Genomic DNA, 18,460 nt, shown 5'->3' with positions numbered 1-18,460 from the left:
TGTCTGACTCGTTTGAACCGCGCATGGTATGCCTTCTTCAGTTGTCGGATAAGATAATATTACCTTCTTTTTTTAAAAAAGCAAGAAAATAATTTTTGTGAAAAAACATACGAAAATAAGACATTTCCTGCAAACGAAAAATCCTCATTTTCATAACGAAAAAAGCCTATGATTTTCAACGGATTTCCGTTAAAATCATAGGCTTTTTTTAAGACATCGATGTCAGATGAGTATGTTCAAAAACTACTTTTCCGTCAATCATCGTCATCAAAGGCTTTGCGAGGTAGTCGAGCGGGAAGTGGCTCCAAAGGACAAGATCGGCATCTTTTCCGACTTCGATGGAACCGACACGATCCGCAACGCCAATCGAACGGGCGGGATTAATCGTGATGGCACGAAGCGCGATATCGACAGGCAGTCCTTCACGAGCGGCAAGACCGGCACATAAATTTAAATATTGAACCGGTGTATATGGATGATCCGTTGTGATTGATACTTCAAGATCATGTTCATGTAGAACACGGTACGTTTCCCACGTTTTGTTTTTAAGTTCGATTTTTGATTTTCGTGTAAATGTCGGACCAACTGTGACATGTTCGATCGGTAATTGTTGCAGTTCTTTGGCAACGAGATGACCTTCTGTACAATGTTCGATTCGGACATCGAGGTCAAACTCTTCGGCAAAGCGAATCGCTGATAAAATATCGTCGGCCCGGTGGGCGTGGACACGGAGCGGCATTTCTTTTTTGAGCACCCGTTCAATCATCCGGTGCGCAAATGTATCTGCTGTCCGTTGCATCTTCACTTCAAGGAAGGCTTCCCGCAACATGCCCATGATTCCCATTCGTGTCAATTCACCGGCACGACCGGCACTATGGACACGCTTTGGATTTTCTCCAAGCGCAATTTTTAATCCGGCATATTTCCGTAAAATCATATCATCGATGAACCGGCCGTGTGTCTTGATGACACTCGTGACACCACCGATGATATTCATGCTGCCCGGCATGACTTGCACCGTCGTGACACCATGTTCGATCGCTTCTTTGAATCCTTCATCGAGCGGATACACACCATCGATTGCCCGCAAGTGGGGCGTCATCGCGAAAATGGTTTCGTTGGCATCGTTTCCGACTGTACCAGTTCCTTCATCATACAAACCGAGATGGGTGTGGGCATCGATGAAACCGGGAAGCAAGAAACGGCCTTCCGCTTCGATGACACGTTCGTTGTCTTCTGCATCCAGCAATTCATTGATTTCATGAATCTTTCCATCTTTGATTCGGATATCACCATAAAAATTATCTGATGTTATGGGAAAGATATGTGCATTACGTATTAAAACATCCAACATTGTTCAACCCCTGTATTAGTTTGTGTGCTCGAGATTCTGAAGTGCATCTTTTAGTTCAGCATACCGAAATTTGTAGCCGTTTTCGAGAGCTTTTTTTGGAATGACACGGGCACCTTCGAGAACAATGACACTTTTTTCTCCGAGAGCGAGCTCGAGTGCGAAGCGTGGAGCCGGCAACCAGTGCGGACGGCGCAACACTTTTCCGATCGTTTGACCAAACCGGCGCATCGTTTCCGGATGAGGGGCTGTAATGTTGAGCGGACCGTTGACAGACGGTGTCGTCAATGCGAATAGGAACAGTTCGACAAGATCATCGATATGGACCCAGGAGACCCATTGTTTCCCGTCGCCCATCGTTCCGCCGCCGAATAATGTATAAGGAAGGCGCATTAAGGGATAAGCACCGCCTTCTGTACTGAGGACGACGCCAATCCGCGGATGAACGAGACGCACACCTCTATCAGCAATCGGTTGAGCGAGGTTTTCCCAAGCGACACAGACATGACTGAGAAAGTCAGCAGTCGGGGGGATAGTCGTTTCTTCCGTAAACGTTTGATGGCGGTCCTGACCGTAAATTCCGACGGCAGAAGCCGATAAGACGACATCCGGTTTTGAATCGAGGGCTTGAATAATCCGGACGAGTTCTTTCGTCGAATCAATCCGGCTTTCAAGAATCACTCGTTTCCGTTCTTCCGTCCAACGCCCTTCATTGATGGAAGCACCTGCCAAATGGATGAACGCATCCACATCATTTAATTTATGTTCCGGAGCCGCGGTATCCGTCAACCATTCGACGTAGGAGACAGCACCTTCTGTTGCCTTCGGTGAACGGGTTAAAATGACAATCTGATGGCCTTCATTAAGTAATCGTTTCGTTAGTGCTTGTCCAATCATTCCGGTTCCGCCTGTAATCGCGATTTTCATACATAAGTCATCCTCTCTATATTAATACTTGTACATATGTTCCCGTTTGTCCATTTCACTCAAACCTCATTCAACATGTTATCGTTGCAAGAGAAGATGAAAAAGGAGGAACCGACTTGAAAATCACACGGATTTCAACCCAAAAAAAAAATACGGAACGCTTTAATATCTACATTGAGCGTGAAGGTAAGGAAGAATATGCGTTTGCCGTCGATGCCGATATCCTAATCAAATACAATCTGCAACGGGATAAAGAGCTGGATGATGATTTCGTCAAGGAAGTGCTGACGGCGGAAGAACAACAAAAAGCGTACCGCTTATCACTCAATCATCTGTCATACCGGATGCGGGCGACGAGCGAAGTGGAATCGTATTTGATCGAAAAAGAGACGCCGGAACATGCCGTCAAGCATGCCATCAAACGATTGACCGACCAAAAGTATTTGAATGATCAACAGTTCGCATTGGCCTACACAGCAACAAAAAAGGCGACGACACCGCAAGGACCTGGTAAAATCCGCCGGGACTTAGAAGCGCTGAAGATTTCGAAAAAGTACATCGACGAAGCCCTTGAAGAATTCACAGAAGAAGAAGAGCTTGAAAAAGTGTTGAAGTTTCTCCGGCAAAAACAAAAAGAACTGGCCCGCCGATCGGTTCGGGAACTAAAGCAGAAACTGCAACAAACACTGATGCAACGCGGATTTTCATCGGAGGTCTCGAAGCTCGGGATTCAACAAGTGTTCGAAGAGGTCGAAGCGGACACAGAAGAATCTGCCGCTTTGTACCAGGCACGAAAATATTATCCGAAGTATCGGAATCTCGAACCGTTCGCTCGGGTTCAAAAAACACAACAAGCATTGGTTCGAAAAGGATTTCCGTATGCACTCGTTTCGGAAGTGATCGAACAGGTCAAGCAGGAGGAAGCGGACGGGATATAAGTTTTCGCTTCATTTTAAAAGATTAGACACAAAATTGACAATTGTTCGATAATTATGCTATCCTACGCACAGATTAAGAAAAGGAGGAACCGTCACATGAAACAGCCAATTGTAAACGCACTTATTAAACAGCTGAATATGGCGGAGACTCTCGAACTCGTATAAACACTACATTCAGTGTGCGATTGACAGGGAATCCGTTCCCCGAGCACGCAGACCATATCGGCGATTCAAATCGTCTTTAGAAAGGCAGATTGATTCTCGGACTGCTCCGGAAATCCGTCTGCCTTTTTTGCGTGCTTGGAAACGTGTAACACCATTATGAACGACAAAGGGGGGGAACCATCGTGCGATTATTTCGCCAACTCAGTTGGTTTCTGAAGGAACATAAAAAATCGTATTTGATTGCCGTGTTACTGCTGATTGTGACCGGCTTCATCGACTTGACACCACCATGGTTGATCGGAAAAGTGATTGACGGACTGCGTTCCGGTTCCATGGACCGAACGACTTTGATTCAGTATGTGGTAGGTCTGACCGTTATTTCCATTACGTCCTTTATTCTGACGTACTTGTGGCTTGCGAAATTATTCGGAACGGCCTTTTTACTCGAACGGACGTTGCGCAGCCAATTCTTTACGCATTTATTAAAGTTGACGCCAACTTTTTACCAACGCAATCGGACCGGGGATTTGATGGCGCTTGCGACCAATGACTTGAAGGCAGTGGAACGGACAGCCGGTTTTGGTGTCTTAACACTCGTCGACTCGTTAAACATGACGGCCATTACACTCGTTGTCATGGGAGTGGCAATCGATTGGAAACTGACACTTGCGGCATTGTTGCCGATGCCGATTCTTGCTTACGCAATGAATAAACTCGGCAGTCAGATTCATGGACGGTTCATGACGGCACAGGATGCGTTTGGCACGATGAATGACCAAGTCGTGGAATCGATTTCCGGACTGCGGGTCATTCGCTCATTCGTTCAGGAAGACATCGATGTCAAAAAATTTGATGCTGTGACGAGCGATGTGTTTGATAAAAACATGCATGTCGCCAAAATTGATGTCTTATTCGAGCCGATTATCAAATTACTCGTCGGAATCAGTTATTTGATCGGCTTATCGTTTGGGACCTATCTCGTCTTCACGAACGACATCACGCTCGGACAACTCGTCGCCTTCAACATTTATCTCGGGATGTTGATTTGGCCGATGTATGCCTTCGGGGAATTGATCAACGTCATCCAGCGCGGAACAGCGAGTCTTGATCGTCTACAAGCGACGATGCGGGTCAAACCGTTGATTACGTCGACACCGGTCGCAGATGTTGCTATTCCAGAAACGATTGTCCTATCTGATTTGACGTTTACGTATCCGGGAACGAAACAGCCCGCCTTACGCGATATTAACGTGACAATCGAACAAGGCAAGACAATCGGGATCGTCGGTCCGACCGGCGCCGGCAAAACGACGTTGTTACGACAGTTTTTACGCGAATATCCGCTTGGGCGCGAGATGCTGCAAGTCAACGGGATTCCGTATGAAGATGTCGCCCTGGAGACGGTCCGTGGATGGACCGGTTATGTCTCACAAGAACATCTCTTATTCTCGAAAACAGTGCGGGACAACATCCTTTTCGGAGCCGGAACGGCAACGGAAGACGAACTGCAAGAAGCGATTCGTCTCGCTTCGTTCACGACAGATATCACGATGCTCGATCAAGGTCTTGAGACGTTGGTCGGCGAACGTGGTGTCACGTTATCCGGTGGACAAAAACAACGGCTCTCGATTGCCCGGGCAATGTTGAAAAAACCAAAATTATTATTGCTCGACGATTCGTTATCCGCGGTCGATGCGAAAACCGAGTCGCACATCATTGAAGCGATTCGAACCAATCGCGAGCAAGCTACGACATTGATTGTCGCGCACCGTCTGTCTGCTGTTGCCCATGCGGACGAAATCCTTGTCCTGCAGGACGGTCAAGTAACAGAACGGGGCACGCACGAACAGTTGATGGACTATAAAGGATGGTATGCCGAACAGTTTGAACGGCAAAGTGAAGAAACGTAAGGTAGGAGGTGTCGAACGTGAAGGAAGAAGAATTATATGTATTAGATCCTGTTCGTCGGAAAACGACGATTCGATCACTTGTCCGTTATGCGATGTATGAAAAACAAGCGATTTTTCTAGGATTGTTTCTATTGATTTTGGCAGTCGGAGCGGAGTTGACCGGACCTTATATTGCGAAAGTCATCATCGATGAGCATATTGTCGCGATTGAAAAGGACTGGGTTGAAGTGAAAGATGGAGGACGGGTCGAGTATGACGGGCGTCAGTTTGCGAAGAAGCAGGACGTTCCGTCTTCTGCTATCATTCAATCCATTTCGATTGTCCAGTCAAAAGAGGGTTATTATTTTGTACCGAAACAAGTCGTGAGCGGTGGCGAACGCAGTGTGACCGATGGAACGTTGACCGTCACGCGTGGCGATGAGACGTTTCGTTATCCGGGCGTCGCAAAGCTGACGCAAGGACAAGTGTATGATTTTTATGCTTCTGACTTAAAAGCAGTCGGCTGGCTGTCGTTGATGTATATCATCTTGCTGTTAATCGCAGCCGGTCTAAACTGGATCCAGCAAATCCTGCTTCAGCGATCGGCACATAAAATCGTCAAACGGATGCGGCTCGATGTCTTTACACATTTACAACGGTTGCCGGTCCGCTATTTTGATCAAACACCGATCGGGAAGATTGTCAGTCGTGTGACGAACGATACAGAAACGATCCGTGATTTGTATTTGGGTGTGTTGGCGCGGGTCTTTTCAGGACTGATTACGATGGCAGGAATTTTAGTAGCAATGTTTTTCCTCGATGTCCGTTTGGGATTAGTTTCGTTGCTGATTATCCCGATCGTCTACTTTTGGATTCAGTTGTTTCAGAAGCTCGCGACGGAAAATAACTTCAAAGTCCGGTCGCTTGTCGCTGATATGAATGGTCAATTGAACGAGAATATCCAAACGATGCCGATCATTCAAGCGTACGCGCGGGAAAAAGAAGTATTGGCGGAATTTGAGCAGAAAAATGAAGAGAACTATCAAACCCGTTCCAAGTTATTACGGCTCGATGCTTTAATGTCGCATAACTTATCGTATTTCTTAAAAAACCTGACGCTTGCTTTGTTAATTTGGGTCGTTGCCGGAAAAAGTCTGACCGACGGGACGTTTTTGTCGCTCGGTATCTTATATGCCTACATCGATTATGTCTCCCGTCTCTTTGAACCGGTGACGCAAATCATGAATCAACTGTCGCCGCTGCAACAAGCACTCGTTTCGGCAGACCGGATGTTCCAACTGCTAGACGAAAAAGGAGAAGATGTCGGAAAAGGACGGTTACCGCGTTTCGCCGGTCGCGTGGAATTCAAGCAGGTCGGCTTCAGTTATGACCCGGGTCATCCTGTCCTGCAAGAAATCGAAATTGATGCCCGTCCCGGGGCGACAATCGCCCTCGTCGGACATACGGGCAGCGGGAAAAGTTCAATCATGAATCTGCTGATGCGTTTTTATGATCCGTCATCCGGTCAATTATTGATTGATGGAACAGACGTCACATCACTTCCGAAACAGGCAGTTCGTGACCACATGGGCATCGTCCTGCAGGATCCGTTTTTATTCACCGGAACGATTCGATCGAACATTACGCTCGGTAATCCAATGATTTCCGAAGAACGGATTCGGGAAGCGATTGTCGCTGTAGGAGCAGACCGATTCATTGACCGCCTTCCTAAGGGGCTGGACGAACCGGTCATCGAAAAAGGAGCGACCTTATCTGCCGGTGAACGGCAGTTGATCAGCTTTGCCCGGGCGCTGGCGTTTGATCCGGCCATTTTAGTCCTCGATGAGGCGACAGCGAGTGTCGATTCTGAGACGGAAGCCATGATTCAGGACGCGTTATTGACGTTGACGAAAGGGCGAACGACATTCATTATCGCCCATCGCTTGTCAACAATCAAAGACGCCGACGAAATCATCGTTCTCGACCGGGGACGGATTGCCGAACGCGGTACGCATGATGAGTTACTCAAAAAACAAAAAATCTATGCCAAAATGTATGCGTTGCAAAGTAAACGCAATCTCGAGCTGAAATCAAGCTAACTCCATCATTTTTCTTCCTCTTTTCGTATATACTAATGACGAAGAGGGGGAGTTTTTTTATGGAGACACGTATGAGTCAGTTATCAAAATATGAGTTAGAGATGCTCGTGACGAAATTGAATGAGCAGAAACGTAAAGCGGAGCAACACGGCAACATGAGTGAAGTCGAGGTCATTATCCGCAAGATTGCAATCGCCCAAAGTTACTTAGTTGACGCTAGCCGGTTTGAGACGGGTCGTTTTTACCGGATTGCCGGGGAAGAGGCACGATTCGAACTTCATTTCGTCAACGGTGTGATGGGCTGGGGTCATTTTGAGGGCACTGTCAACGAAGTGGCGATTCCGCTCGCTTTAATTCAGGAAGAGGAGATATGACAATGGATCAAAATCGTTCAGAAGCATTAAAAGGATTAGCGGAAGAATTGCAGGGAGTCAACGAAACGCTGACGCCGCTTGAGGCCTTGACGTGGGTCGAAGTCTTATGGGAAGATTTCGAAGCAACACTGGCAAGAGCGGGAGAAAAATACCAAGGGGAAGCAGTTGCTGTTCGTTTTGTTCAGCAACAAATCAAGCAACATGGACCGATGCTTCACCGTTTCAATACAACAAATGAGAAGTTCAAGCATTTGATGATTGGGCGCGACGACCAGTCAGTCAATTAAAAAAGGACTCGCGGTTCGGAAGGGTGTCTTCCGAGCATGGCGAGTCCTTTCTTTATAAAACCGGTACGACCAATTTTTTTTGTAATGTCCGTTCACTGAAGACCCATCCTGTATAGGAGCTGACGATTTGACGCGATGTCGCATCAATCCGGACGACAGCAACGAACGGATAAACTTCTTTCGTGAAGTAACGTAAATTCGTGAAACGGTATTCAACGATTCCGTCTTTTCGGGAAACGGTGTACGTATGAATTTTCGAGAACTCAAGAAAAGCTTGTAGATCAGCGTTCTCTTTAACGATGTCATACAGTTCATCACCATGCGGTTCATTTTTGATCCGGAAATTGCCGCATTCCACGACGGTACCGGAATTGATTTTAACAACCGCATATTCATTCCGGAGACGTGCTGCGACATGCCATTCATCCCATTTCATGCCGGGTGAGATGAACAGTTTGTGAGCACCGCCATAATAACGGGCTGCCGTTGCCAGGGCATCGTTTCGCAATTTGAACTGCACCGCGTAATAAATGATGACGATCGCAATCAAAATCGGGAAGATTACAATTGTTGCACGGGTCAATAACCAAATGCCGAACGCGCCGTAATACATCGTAAACAGATAGGGATCAAACGTATTGATGACACCCCAACCAATCCAGGTTTTCTTAAAGGGGTGGAGCGCCTGCGTGCCGTAAGCATTAAACAGATCGACGAAGACATGAAGGGCGACAGCAATCTGTGCCATCAGCCATAATGAAGTAGGCGGAACGCCAAACAGGGCGCCGATGACGATCGACAGCAGTAATGGCCAGGCAATTAAAGCAATTAAGCCGTGGGATTTACCACGGTGTTGTCTCAGGTAGGCACTGTTACCTTTAAATTTAAATACAGTATCAAAGTCTGGAGCATGGGAACCGACCAACGCCGTCGTCGTAACAGCCGCAAACAGCGTAGCGCTTGCAGCGACATCCGGTTCAAGTGTGGAAATGGCGGCGAGGCAAAGTCCCATTCCGATATGCGTTCCAGTATCCAATGCGAATTCGCTCCTTATCAAAGTATTCGGGATCATAAAAAACGTAAATTGATTTTAAGGTTAATTGAACTTACTATAACGTATCAAATAGAAAAGAGGTAATATTTTGACTCTTGTTACAGAATATTTCACAAACTTTAATAAACGGCATTTTACAACGGAATTGGTCGAGTGGTTTTTACGTGAACAACGACAGTTGCCGTGGCGTGAAACGAAAAATCCCTATCATATTTGGATCAGTGAGATCATGTTGCAACAAACGCGGGTCGATACGGTAATTCCTTATTACCACCGCTTCACGGAACGTTTTCCGACCCCTCAGGATTTAGCAGCAGCCGAACAAAGTGAAGTCTTAAAATATTGGGAAGGCTTAGGGTACTATTCCCGGGTTAAGAACCTTCAAATCGCAGTTCAGGAAGTTGTTGAAAAATATGATGGAATCGTACCGGACGAAAAAGAACGGTTTGAAAGTTTAAGGGGGGTCGGTCCCTATACGACCGGTGCTGTTCTTTCGATTGCTTACGGTCATCCGGAACCGGCTGTTGACGGGAATGTCATGCGTGTACTGTCGCGGGTCCTCGGAATTTATGACGACATTGCGGCACCAAAAACACGAAAAGTCTTTGAAGCGGCTGTTCACGAACTGATTGATCATGCGGATCCGTCAAGTTTTAATCAAGGATTGATGGAACTCGGCGCGATGGTCTGTACACCCAAATCACCGATGTGCGGACTGTGCCCGGTCAATGATATCTGCTTTGCTTACGACCGGTCCGTTCAAGCAGAACTTCCCGTCAAAACTAAAAAAGGTAAAACTCAGACGATTCAGTATGACGCCCTTGTCTATGAAGAAAATGGACAAGTCGCAGTCATGCAACGCCCGGATACAGGACTCTTAGCCGGTATGTGGCAATATCCTTTGGTCGAATCGACGGAAGAACAGCTGGGAATCCGTGTCGGCAGTATCAAACATATCTTTTCACACCGGATTTGGGACATTACGGTGTATCGTGTTGCGACACAACCGGAAGGAACTGTTCTGATGGATGAACAGACATATGAAAAACAGCCGATTTCCGTTGCCCAGATGAAAATTGATCGTTTATTAAAGGAGGAACTTTAATGGATCATTTTTATACAGAAACGAAAGTGCCAGCGACGAAGGAACAAGCTTGGTCCTTTTTAAGTGATGCAAAAGCCTTGACCGGAATGACGACGTTCCCGAAAGTACAGACGACGGGAGATACACGGACATATGCCGGCAATACGATTCAGCTGAAGGTCGGTCTTCCGCCGATTTTTGTGAAGTGGGATTCAATCATTCCGATGGTCGGGAGCGATTTGTTTGTGGATGTCGGGATCAAAGTTCCGTTTCCCTTTACGGCCTGGTGTCATGTTCACCGTGTGGAAGAACGGTCGGACGGCATCTACATGATTGATGACTTGGTTTATAAGTCGTATTTACCAAAATGGGTGGTGGATGGATTTATTCTGAAACCGATGTTTCAGCAACGGAAACAGGCGATTTTACATCATTTTTCAAGTTAAATACCAGTCATTTTCCTGAAAAAGTAGCCTTTCGTTTTTCATGTGTTCTGAAAATGGGTATAATAAGCACGAGAGTATAGAAAAAACTGAATAAAAAGCTTCAGAAAGGAGTAGCACATGAGTCGATTCCCAAAAGAAAGTAGCAAGATTGAGATTCAAAGTTTCAAACATAACGGCAGCTTACACAGAGTTTGGGAAGAAACGCTCGTGCTTAAATCGACGGAAGAAGAATTGATTGGATTCAATGACCGGATCATGGTCAGTGAATCGGATGGTCGTCAGTGGCGGACACGAGAACCCGCGATTTGTTATTTTTCGACAGAACTCTGGTTTAATGTAATCTGTATGATCCGTGAAGACGGTATCTACTATTACTGTAACTTAGGGTCACCTTCGACGTTTGATGAAAAGGATCGAGCAGTCAAGTACATTGATTATGATTTAGATATCAAAGTCTATCCGGACATGTCTTACATGATTTTGGATGAGGACGAGTACGAGAAACATCGCCGGGAGATGAACTATCCGAAAGCGATTGATCGTATTCTGAAGGACAACGTTCAGATTTTGATTCAATGGATCCGCAGTCGCAAGGGTCCATTCAATCCAGCTTTCGTGGAAACGTGGTATCGTGAATACGAAACAAGATATCGGAGATGATGGTTCGCCATCGTCTTTTTTTAGTGGAAAGAAGGGAAACACATGGGTAAAACGAAACAAAAGCAGTTAAAAAAGAAGGGCTCCATCCGGCGGTACATGGAATTCGTCAAACCGTATAAAAAACAAATTCTCTTAACGGTGTTCGTCGGAATCATCAAGTTTTCGATTCCGTTAGGATTGCCGCTTCTTTACAAATACATTATCGACAATTTACTCGATAATCAGACAGTTCCGCTGGCGGAGCGCAGCAAGGAGTTGGCGTATCTGATCGGAGCCGGATTCTTCGTCTTTCTCGTCGTCAAACCACCGCTTGAGTATATCCGGCAATACCTTGCCCAGTGGTCCGCTTCGAAAATTTTATTTGATGTCCGGAATCGACTGTTTGATCATGTTCAGAAATTATCACTTCGGTTTTATTCGAATTCTAAAACAGGTGAGGTCATCTCACGGATCATTAATGATGTCGAACAAACAAAAGACTTTGTCGTGACCGGTTTAATGAACTTGTGGCTCGATATGATTACGATTTTGATTGCGATTGCCATCATGTGGACGATTGATCCAAAGCTGACACTCGTCGCCATCATTCCGTTGCCGTTTTATGCGCTTGCCGTGAAATTTTTCTATGGTCGGCTTCGCAGTCTGACACGTGACCGGTCCGCGGCACTGGCTGAACTGCAAGGTCACTTGACGGAACGGGTCAACGGAATGGCAGTCATCCGCAGCTTTGCGCTTGAGCCCCATGAAAATCAGGCGTTTAAGAAACAAAACGATGGTTTCTTGACGGCAGCATTACGCCAAACGAACTGGAATGCCCGGACGTACGTCGTCGTTTCGACGATTACCGATTTTGCACCGATTTTGATTTTCGGAGCAGCGGCCTTCCTTGTCTTGAACGGTCAAGAATCACTTGGGACGATGGTGGCCTTCATCGCTTACATCGATCGTCTGTACGCACCGCTCGGTCGTCTCGTGAACTCTTCGACGACACTGACTCAGTCGATTGCCTCGATGGACCGGATGTTTGAATTCCTGGATGAGCCGTATGACATTACGGAAAAAGCCAATGCGAAAAATCCGGTTACTGTCAAAGGGAACGTCCAGTTTGAAAATATCAGCTTCTCCTACGAAGAAGGCGGTGAACGGGCGATTGACCGGTTGACGCTTGATGTTCAGGCCGGAGAACGGATTGCCTTCGTTGGGATGTCGGGCGGCGGGAAATCAACGCTGGTCAGTCTGATTCCTCGTTTTTACGACGTGTCATCAGGGCGAATCACGCTTGACGGCGTCGACATTCGTGATTTGAAGTTACGTGGTCTTCGCGATCAAATCGGTATGGTCATGCAAGAATCGATTCTGTTCAGTGAATCGGTCGAAATGAACATTAAGATGGGAAATCCCGAGGCGACTGATGAAGAGGTGGTCGCGGCAGCGAAAGCGGCCAATGCCCATGAGTTCATCGAACGTTTGGCGGACGGCTATAAAACACCGGTCGGCGAACGGGGTGTCAAATTATCTGGCGGACAAAAACAACGTCTGGCAATTGCCCGGGTATTCCTCAAAAATCCACCGATTTTGATTTTGGATGAAGCGACGAGTGCACTTGATTTGGAAAGTGAATCGATGATTCAAGATTCGCTTGCCCGTCTCGCGAAAGGACGGACGACGTTTACTGTCGCCCACCGTCTCTCGACCATCACCGATGCTGATAAAATCGTCGTCATTGAAAACGGTCAGATCACGGAAATGGGACGTCATGAAGAATTGATGCGAAAACGTGGCGCCTATTTTGAACTGTATGCGATTCAAAACCTAGAGCTCGTTGAATGATAAAAGGCTGTTCCGAAAAAACGGAACAGCCTTTTATATAGAGAAAGTAATTGTTTACAGTTGGGCGAAAGCACGGTTGACAGCAACAATCGTTTCGTCAATGTCTGTTTCTGTGTGGGCCGTCGTCAAGAACCAAGCTTCATATTTAGAAGGAGCGAGGTTGATGCCTTGCTCGAGCATTAATTTGAAGAAACGACCGAACATTTCACTGTCTGCACGTTCGGCACCTAAATAGTCGATGACTGTTTCGTCCGTGAAGTAGACCGTCAATGCACCTTTAAGACGGTTGATGGTAATCGTGACGTCATGAGTGTCAGCGGCTTTCAGGATCCCTTGTTCGAGTTTTGCACCGAGACGGTCGAATTCTTCGTACACACCAGGCTGTTCCAACAACTCGAGGCAGGCGATTCCAGCTGCCATCGAAGCTGGATTTCCGGCCATCGTACCTGCTTGATAAGCAGGACCAAGTGGTGCAACATGTTCCATGATTTCTTGGCGACCGCCATATGCACCAATCGGCAGACCTCCACCAATGATTTTCCCAAGCGCTGTCATGTCCGGGCGGATGTTCAGAAGTTCTTGTGCACTACCGTACATGAAACGGAAAGCAGTGATGACCTCATCGTAGATGACGAGCGCACCATGTTCGTGGGTGATTTCATTAATCGCTTCGAGGAAACCGGGTTGCGGTTCGACGATTCCGAAGTTCCCGACAATCGGTTCGACGAGAACACAGGCAACTTGATCGCCCCATTCTGCCATGATTTGACGGTAAGACTCGATATCGTTGAACGGTGTCGTAATGACTTCTTTGGCTGTCGCTTTTGTGACACCAGCCGAATCAGGTGAACCGAGTGTTGCAGGACCGCTACCGGCTGCAATCAGCATTAGGTCTGAGTGACCATGGTAGCAACCGCTGAATTTAACGACAAGTTCACGTCCTGTATAGGCACGGGCAACGCGGATCGTCGTCATGACGGCCTCCGTTCCGGAGTTTGTGAAACGAACCTTTTCTAAAGAAGGAATCGCTTGTTGGAGTTTGTGGGCAAAATCGATTTCCAGACGATGGGGTGTCCCGTACAATAAGCCGTTTTTTGAAGCGTTCGTGATCGCCTCCGTAATATGTGGATGACCGTGACCGGTGATGATCGGACCGTAAGCTGCTAAGTAATCGATGTAACGATTGCCGTCGACATCATAGAAGTAAGCTCCTTCTCCACGCTCCATATAAACGGGAGCACCGCCTCCGACTGCTTTATAAGAGCGGGATGGGCTGTTCACACCTCCGACGATGCATTGTTGTGCTACTTCATATAATGCTTCGGAAGTTGGGCGATTTGCATGAGTTGACATGATGATTCCTCCAATCATTGATACGTGAAAAATATCACGATATGATTGTATCATGTCCGTCAAACGTGGAGCAGAGCCGTTGACGGACAGAGAGAATGTAGGTAGACTAATTATAAAGATTACAATCTAATAATCAATGAAAGATAGAAATGAGGGGATGACGTGGCGAACGAAATGCTAGATGATGCAGTACGCTCTTTACGTGAATCAGGCGTTCGGATGACACCACAACGTCATGCGATTTTGGAATATTTAACGACGGGACATACCCATCCGACGGCAGATGAAATTTATCGTGCGCTCGAACATCGTTTTCCAAATATGAGTGTGGCGACAGTTTATAATAATCTACGGGTTTTCCGAGAAAAAGGAATCGTAGAAGAGATGAATTATGGGGATGCTTCAAGTCGTTTTGATTTCGTTACGACGCGTCATTACCATATGATTTGCGAAGGATGCGGGAAAATCGTTGACTTCAATTATCCTGTCTTAGATGACGTCGAGACAGTTGCGGCGCATTTAACAGGATTTAAAGTAGACCGTCATCGTCTTGAGGTTTATGGGACTTGTCCCGAATGTCAATCAAACGTGCATTAAAAAAACGAGCTTCCTTTTAGCGGGGAGCTCGTTTACTGTGTTTATTGTATTTTTCATCAAATTCTTTTCCTTCAAGGTTACGATCCATCGTCAAAGGCTCGTCACAGTGCATACATAAATCAACTCGCCCGAGGACTTTCGTTTCTTTGCCGCAGTTTGGGCAGGTGACGACGGCCGCTTTCGTCGAAGTGAGTCCGATCAAGAAATAAAGCGCCGTACTGGCGAGGACCATGACAAACCCGACGAGCATGAGGATGACCATGATGATTTCGAATTGTTTTAACAAAAGACCGCCGTACATGACAAGCATTCCACCAAACACAAGGAACATTGCTAAGTTACGGGCACGGTTTATTTTATTCTTACGTTGTTTTTTCACATGAATTCCCCCTGTAGTCAGTCTAGCATATTGTTGGATCGAGTCAGAAGCAGGAACGATTGATTTTTTGTCGAAAATGGTAACGGACGAATGATCAGAGTAACGAGTATGGAGTAGAGAAGGGTGAGAAGGAAATGGAACAAGCAACACGAACGATCTATTCAGAATATGCAGCTTATCCGGAGACGCAAGGAATCATCTCCGTTGAGAAAAGGCAACCGAGAGACTCTTTGACCGATCAATTTGATGTTTTACTTTTAGTGATTACCCGAGACTCTTCTATCGAATGGACAGTGAAACACTATCGTTTGGATACATTGCGGGTTTCATTACATCTTGTGCATGAACAAGTTCTTTCCCGCTGGTTGATTTTAAATGCGAATCGCCGTGCTGTCCATTGGGTGTCGGAAGGGACCATCATTTTTGAGCGAAATGACTATTTAACGGATTTGAAAAAACAACTGCTCAATTTCCCGGAAACGGAACGATGTTTACAAATGTCGCTGTCATTCGCAAAATTATTGCGTCGTTTTCAGGACGGAAGGAATCTGTTCAGTCGCGGAAATTATTATGATGCCTATACGCACGTTCATCATGCGCTACATCATTTGGCCCGGTTGTCCGTATTGGAAAAGGGAGCGCATCCGGAAGTTGTCGTTTGGGAACAGGCACGACTGGACGATCCGGATGTCTATAAATTATATGAACAACTCTTGTTAAGTGAAGAAACATTAGAACAACGGATTCATTTAGCGCTGATCGGACTAGAACATTTATTGCAATCGAAAGTGTTGTCCGGTGGCAGATACTTATTCGAAGTCATGCGAGAACACGATTATCCTTGGACGATGCAAGAGTTGATGGAAGAAAGCCGTTTGGCAGAATTGAAGGTTGATTTAGGCAGTTTGATTGATTTCTTCATTCGGAAAGGGTTGGTCCGGATTTCGTACCAACACACAAAAGGACTTGGTGTTGAACTCGTGACATATGAACCGGTCGTTTGATAGACCGGTTTTTTTTTGTTTTAAAAATAAAAATAGAACTAGCATATATAGAAGGAAAAAATAATAACAAGAAAAATGATGAAAAAGCATTGACGTTATTATCTCGAGATAGTATATTAATACATGTCGACAGGCACACGCCATTGACGCGATGAAAAAAACAAGAAAAAAACGGTTGACGCATAAGTTATTCCGTGATATCTTATTAAAGTCGCTGAAAACGACACGACGAACTTTGAAAACTGAACGATGAGGCAAAAAACGTATCTTCGGATACAAACAATGAATGAAGCGCAAGCTTCGTCAACGTGACTTCGGTCACACAACGAGCAAGTCAAACACTTTATGGAGAGTTTGATCCTGGCTCAGGACGAACGCTGGCGGCGTGCCTAATACATGCAAGTCGAGCGCAGGAAGCTCACGGAACTCTTCGGAGGGAAGTGAAGGGAATGAGCGGCGGACGGGTGAGTAACACGTAAGGAACCTGCCCCAAGGATTGGGATAACTCCGAGAAATCGGAGCTAATACCGAATAGTTCTTCAGACCGCATGGTCTGATGATGAAAGGCGCTCCGGCGTCACCTTGGGATGGCCTTGCGGTGCATTAGCTAGTTGGTGGGGTAATGGCCTACCAAGGCGACGATGCATAGCCGACCTGAGAGGGTGATCGGCCACACTGGGACTGAGACACGGCCCAGACTCCTACGGGAGGCAGCAGTAGGGAATCTTCCACAATGGACGAAAGTCTGATGGAGCAACGCCGCGTGAGTGATGAAGGTTTTCGGATCGTAAAACTCTGTTGTAAGGGAAGAACAAGTACGAGAGGTAATGCTCGTACCTTGACGGTACCTTGCGAGAAAGCCACGGCTAACTACGTGCCAGCAGCCGCGGTAATACGTAGGTGGCAAGCGTTGTCCGGAATTATTGGGCGTAAAGCGCGCGCAGGCGGCCTTTTAAGTCTGATGTGAAAGCCCCCGGCTCAACCGGGGAGGGTCATTGGAAACTGGAAGGCTTGAGTACAGAAGAGAAGAGTGGAATTCCATGTGTAGCGGTGAAATGCGTAGAGATGTGGAGGAACACCAGTGGCGAAGGCGACTCTTTGGTCTGTAACTGACGCTGAGGCGCGAAAGCGTGGGGAGCAAACAGGATTAGATACCCTGGTAGTCCACGCCGTAAACGATGAGTGCTAGGTGTTGGGGGGTTTCCGCCCCTCAGTGCTGAAGCTAACGCATTAAGCACTCCGCCTGGGGAGTACGGCCGCAAGGCTGAAACTCAAAGGAATTGACGGGGACCCGCACAAGCGGTGGAGCATGTGGTTTAATTCGAAGCAACGCGAAGAACCTTACCAACTCTTGACATCCCCTTGACCGCTTGAGAGATCAAGTTTTCCCTTCGGGGGCAAGGGTGACAGGTGGTGCATGGTTGTCGTCAGCTCGTGTCGTGAGATGTTGGGTTAAGTCCCGCAACGAGCGCAACCCCTATCCTTAGTTGCCAGCATTTAGTTGGGCACTCTAGGGAGACTGCCGGTGACAAACCGGAGGAAGGTGGGGATGACGTCAAATCATCATGCCCCTTATGAGTTGGGCTACACACGTGCTACAATGGACGGTACAAAGGGCAGCGAGACCGCGAGGTGGAGCCAATCCCAGAAAGCCGTTCCCAGTTCGGATTGCAGGCTGCAACTCGCCTGCATGAAGTCGGAATCGCTAGTAATCGCAGGTCAGCATACTGCGGTGAATACGTTCCCGGGTCTTGTACACACCGCCCGTCACACCACGAGAGTTTGCAACACCCGAAGCCGGTGAGGTAACCGCAAGGAGCCAGCCGTCGAAGGTGGGGTAGATGATTGGGGTGAAGTCGTAACAAGGTAGCCGTATCGGAAGGTGCGGCTGGATCACCTCCTTTCTAAGGAAAACGTCCCTTACGGGACATGCCCATCGTTCAGTTTTGAGAGCTCGTCTCTCTAGTCTCGATAGAGACACTCGCACCTTGAAAACTGAAGACATCAACAAGACATCAAACTT

16 protein-coding genes and 1 rRNA gene are annotated in these 18,460 nt (G+C 46.9%); 12 read left to right on the top strand and 5 right to left on the bottom strand.

Annotated features, from left to right (window positions below; all coding sequences use genetic code 11):
* Positions 1–208: 208 nt before the first annotated feature.
* The gene (locus P402_RS0113335) at positions 209–1,354 is read right to left on the bottom strand and encodes an amidohydrolase (protein WP_026829131.1); all 1,146 of its coding nucleotides are present in this window, start codon (positions 1,352–1,354) and stop codon (positions 209–211) included.
* 15 nt (positions 1,355–1,369) lie between these two features.
* Positions 1,370–2,278: a TIGR01777 family oxidoreductase gene (locus P402_RS0113330; protein WP_026829130.1), complete on the bottom strand. Its 909-nt coding sequence runs from the start codon at positions 2,276–2,278 to the stop codon at positions 1,370–1,372.
* A 116-nt stretch (positions 2,279–2,394) separates the two neighbouring features.
* On the opposite strand from P402_RS0113330, the gene P402_RS0113325 reads away from it, so the two are divergent.
* The 5 genes from P402_RS0113325 to P402_RS0113305 all read left to right on the top strand — a co-directional run bounded on the left by P402_RS0113325 (position 2,395) and on the right by P402_RS0113305 (position 8,030).
* Positions 2,395–3,216 carry a RecX family transcriptional regulator gene (locus P402_RS0113325; RefSeq protein WP_026829129.1) on the top strand — a complete coding sequence of 274 codons (822 nt, stop codon included), beginning with the start codon at positions 2,395–2,397 and terminating at the stop codon, positions 3,214–3,216.
* A 347-nt stretch (positions 3,217–3,563) separates the two neighbouring features.
* A complete protein-coding gene (locus P402_RS0113320; RefSeq protein WP_026829128.1) occupies positions 3,564–5,291 on the top strand; it encodes an ABC transporter ATP-binding protein in 1,728 nt (575 codons plus the stop codon).
* A 17-nt stretch (positions 5,292–5,308) separates the two neighbouring features.
* A complete protein-coding gene (locus P402_RS0113315; RefSeq protein ID WP_081776656.1) occupies positions 5,309–7,369 on the top strand; it encodes an ABC transporter ATP-binding protein in 2,061 nt (686 codons plus the stop codon).
* Positions 7,370–7,428: 59 nt separating this feature from the next.
* Entirely contained in the window at positions 7,429–7,743 is a 315-nt protein-coding gene (locus P402_RS0113310) for a DUF1811 family protein (protein ID WP_026829126.1), read from the top strand.
* A 2-nt stretch (positions 7,744–7,745) separates the two neighbouring features.
* Entirely contained in the window at positions 7,746–8,030 is a 285-nt protein-coding gene (locus tag P402_RS0113305) for a YfhJ family protein (RefSeq protein ID WP_026829125.1), read from the top strand.
* 52 nt (positions 8,031–8,082) lie between these two features.
* Here P402_RS0113305 and P402_RS0113300 read toward each other — a convergent pair whose 3' ends face one another.
* The gene (locus P402_RS0113300) at positions 8,083–9,066 is read right to left on the bottom strand and encodes a metal-dependent hydrolase (protein ID WP_026829124.1); all 984 of its coding nucleotides are present in this window, start codon (positions 9,064–9,066) and stop codon (positions 8,083–8,085) included.
* A 106-nt stretch (positions 9,067–9,172) separates the two neighbouring features.
* On the opposite strand from P402_RS0113300, the gene mutY reads away from it, so the two are divergent.
* From mutY to P402_RS0113280, 4 genes are all read left to right on the top strand, one after another.
* Positions 9,173–10,189, top strand: a complete 1,017-nt coding sequence (gene mutY / locus P402_RS0113295; RefSeq protein ID WP_026829123.1) for an A/G-specific adenine glycosylase — start codon at positions 9,173–9,175, stop codon at positions 10,187–10,189.
* The gene (locus tag P402_RS0113290) at positions 10,189–10,614 is read left to right on the top strand and encodes a hypothetical protein (RefSeq protein ID WP_026829122.1); all 426 of its coding nucleotides are present in this window, start codon (positions 10,189–10,191) and stop codon (positions 10,612–10,614) included. The genes mutY and P402_RS0113290 overlap by 1 nt, the downstream gene beginning before the upstream one ends.
* Positions 10,615–10,731: 117 nt before the next feature.
* Complete coding sequence (gene ntdP, locus P402_RS0113285; RefSeq protein ID WP_012369561.1) at positions 10,732–11,274, top strand: nucleoside tri-diphosphate phosphatase; 543 nt, start codon at positions 10,732–10,734, stop codon at positions 11,272–11,274.
* 42 nt (positions 11,275–11,316) lie between these two features.
* A complete protein-coding gene (locus tag P402_RS0113280) occupies positions 11,317–13,104 on the top strand; it encodes an ABC transporter ATP-binding protein (protein ID WP_051525165.1) in 1,788 nt (595 codons plus the stop codon).
* A 54-nt stretch (positions 13,105–13,158) separates the two neighbouring features.
* Here P402_RS0113280 and P402_RS0113275 read toward each other — a convergent pair whose 3' ends face one another.
* Entirely contained in the window at positions 13,159–14,457 is a 1,299-nt protein-coding gene (locus P402_RS0113275) for a glutamate-1-semialdehyde 2,1-aminomutase (protein ID WP_026829120.1), read from the bottom strand.
* Between the two features lie 174 nt (positions 14,458–14,631).
* On the opposite strand from P402_RS0113275, the gene perR reads away from it, so the two are divergent.
* Positions 14,632–15,054 (top strand): peroxide-responsive transcriptional repressor PerR, encoded by a 423-nt coding sequence (perR, locus tag P402_RS0113270; RefSeq protein ID WP_251138800.1) that lies wholly within the window; start codon positions 14,632–14,634, stop codon positions 15,052–15,054.
* A 16-nt stretch (positions 15,055–15,070) separates the two neighbouring features.
* On the opposite strand, the gene P402_RS0113265 is transcribed toward perR, so the two are convergent.
* Entirely contained in the window at positions 15,071–15,433 is a 363-nt protein-coding gene (locus P402_RS0113265; RefSeq protein ID WP_012369565.1) for a DUF2614 family zinc ribbon-containing protein, read from the bottom strand.
* A 134-nt stretch (positions 15,434–15,567) separates the two neighbouring features.
* On the opposite strand from P402_RS0113265, the gene P402_RS0113260 reads away from it, so the two are divergent.
* Entirely contained in the window at positions 15,568–16,437 is an 870-nt protein-coding gene (locus P402_RS0113260) for a nucleotidyltransferase-like protein (RefSeq protein ID WP_026829118.1), read from the top strand.
* Between the two features lie 342 nt (positions 16,438–16,779).
* A 16S ribosomal RNA gene (locus P402_RS0113255) occupies positions 16,780–18,341 on the top strand.
* Positions 18,342–18,460 lie beyond the last annotated feature (119 nt).

This window comes from Exiguobacterium sibiricum 7-3 (assembly GCF_000620865.1).
GTDB lineage: Bacteria > Bacillota > Bacilli > Exiguobacteriales > Exiguobacteriaceae > Exiguobacterium_A > Exiguobacterium_A sibiricum_A.
Note: the sequence above shows the minus strand (reverse complement) of the source record. Positions and strands in the feature narration are given on the sequence as shown.

Excerpts from the sequence above, each read along its gene's own strand:
- P402_RS0113275 (WP_026829120.1), bottom strand. The coding sequence starts at position 14,457 with ATGTCAACTCATGCAAATCGCCCAACTTCCGAAGCATTATATGAAGTA.
- P402_RS0113335 (WP_026829131.1), bottom strand. The coding sequence starts at position 1,354 with ATGTTGGATGTTTTAATACGTAATGCACATATCTTTCCCATAACATCA.
- P402_RS0113260 (WP_026829118.1), top strand. The coding sequence starts at position 15,568 with ATGGAACAAGCAACACGAACGATCTATTCAGAATATGCAGCTTATCCG.
- perR (WP_251138800.1), top strand. The coding sequence starts at position 14,632 with ATGCTAGATGATGCAGTACGCTCTTTACGTGAATCAGGCGTTCGGATG.
- P402_RS0113305 (WP_026829125.1), top strand. The coding sequence starts at position 7,746 with ATGGATCAAAATCGTTCAGAAGCATTAAAAGGATTAGCGGAAGAATTG.
- P402_RS0113290 (WP_026829122.1), top strand. The coding sequence starts at position 10,189 with ATGGATCATTTTTATACAGAAACGAAAGTGCCAGCGACGAAGGAACAA.
- P402_RS0113310 (WP_026829126.1), top strand. The coding sequence starts at position 7,429 with ATGGAGACACGTATGAGTCAGTTATCAAAATATGAGTTAGAGATGCTC.
- ntdP (WP_012369561.1), top strand. The coding sequence starts at position 10,732 with ATGAGTCGATTCCCAAAAGAAAGTAGCAAGATTGAGATTCAAAGTTTC.
- P402_RS0113280 (WP_051525165.1), top strand. The coding sequence starts at position 11,317 with ATGGGTAAAACGAAACAAAAGCAGTTAAAAAAGAAGGGCTCCATCCGG.
- P402_RS0113330 (WP_026829130.1), bottom strand. The coding sequence starts at position 2,278 with ATGAAAATCGCGATTACAGGCGGAACCGGAATGATTGGACAAGCACTA.